This is a genomic window from Paracoccus sp. S4493, assembly GCF_000967735.1.
GTDB classification, from domain to species: Bacteria; Pseudomonadota; Alphaproteobacteria; order Rhodobacterales; family Rhodobacteraceae; genus Paracoccus; species Paracoccus marcusii.
In genome coordinates this window covers 1-1,099 of the sequence record NZ_JXYF01000287.1, presented here as the reverse complement: position 1 = coordinate 1,099, position 1,099 = coordinate 1, and the positions used below count along the sequence as shown (strand labels likewise).

1 protein-coding gene and 2 pseudogenes are annotated in these 1,099 nt (G+C 67.2%); all 3 read left to right on the top strand.

Features of this window, described 5'->3' with window-relative positions; translation table 11 throughout:
* A pseudogene (locus TW83_RS22160) lies at positions 1–107 on the top strand (peptidoglycan-binding protein); the annotation flags it as partial.
* Positions 98–625, top strand: coding sequence for a holin family protein (locus TW83_RS17200; RefSeq protein ID WP_045984010.1), 528 nt, complete (start codon positions 98–100; stop codon positions 623–625). The pseudogene TW83_RS22160 and the gene TW83_RS17200, both read left to right, overlap by 10 nt.
* Positions 626–727: 102 nt before the next feature.
* Positions 728–1,099: pseudogene (locus TW83_RS17195) on the top strand (heme lyase NrfEFG subunit NrfE); the annotation flags it as partial.

The following is a 1,099-nucleotide window of genomic DNA, read 5'->3' as shown; positions in this document are numbered from 1 at the left end:
AGGCGGGCGGCAAGGGCGGCTGGATCACCCGCGCCGAGGAGTTCATGGCCCCCCGCTATCGCCTCAGCGAGGCTGAGCACCGCCAGAGGACATCCGCATGGGCCTGATCGACCGCTTCATCGGGATCGCCCCGACCGTCACCGCCCTGGGCAGCGCCGCGACCGGCATGGCCGAGGTCTTTACCCAGAACGCCACCCGCCGGATGGAACTGGACGAGGAGGCCTATGCCCGCGCCATCGCCCAGCACGGCCAGGAATTCGCAGTGCCGCGGCAGGGCTGGTTCGACGGGTTCGTGAACGGACTGAACCGCCTGCCGCGCCCGCTGCTGGCCTTGGGGACGATGGCGCTGTTCATCTATGCGATGGTCGAGCCGATCGGATTCGGCATCCGCATGGAGGGGCTGCAGCGCGTTCCCGAACCGCTGTGGTGGCTGCTGGGCGCCATCGTGGGGTTCTATTTCGGCGCGCGCGAGGCGCATCATTTCCGCCACCGCGTCTGGCCCGCCCCCGTGACCGAGGAGACGACCATCGTCCCCGGCACCGTCACAACGCCAGTCGCCATTCCCGCGGACGACTTTGCCGACAATGCGGCCCTGCGCGACTGGCTGACGACCCTGCGCGAATAGGCCGCAAGGCCCGCACGCAAAACTGAGCGACCGGGACCAAGGGGGGGCTTTTCCCCCCTTGGCCGCATCCCTATGCTGTCGGGAAACAAAGGATGCCCGCAGATGATCGCTGAACTTGGCCATTTCGCCCTGATCCTGGCCTTCATGGTCGCGATCTATCAGATGACCGTGCCGATGATCGGCGCCGCAAAGGGATGGCACGGCTGGATGGACAGCGCCCGGCCGGCGGCCATGGCCCAGTTGCTGCTGATGGTCATCAGCTTCGGCGCGCTGACAATTGCCTTCGTCACGTCCGACTTCTCGGTCCTGCTGGTCTACGAGAACTCGCACACGCTCAAGCCGATGCTCTACAAGATCAGCGGGGTCTGGGGCAACCACGAGGGCTCGATGCTGCTGTGGGTGTTGATCCTGGCGCTGTTCGGCGCGGCGGCGGCGCTGTTTGGGGGCAACCTGCCGCCCAGCCTGCGGGCGCGG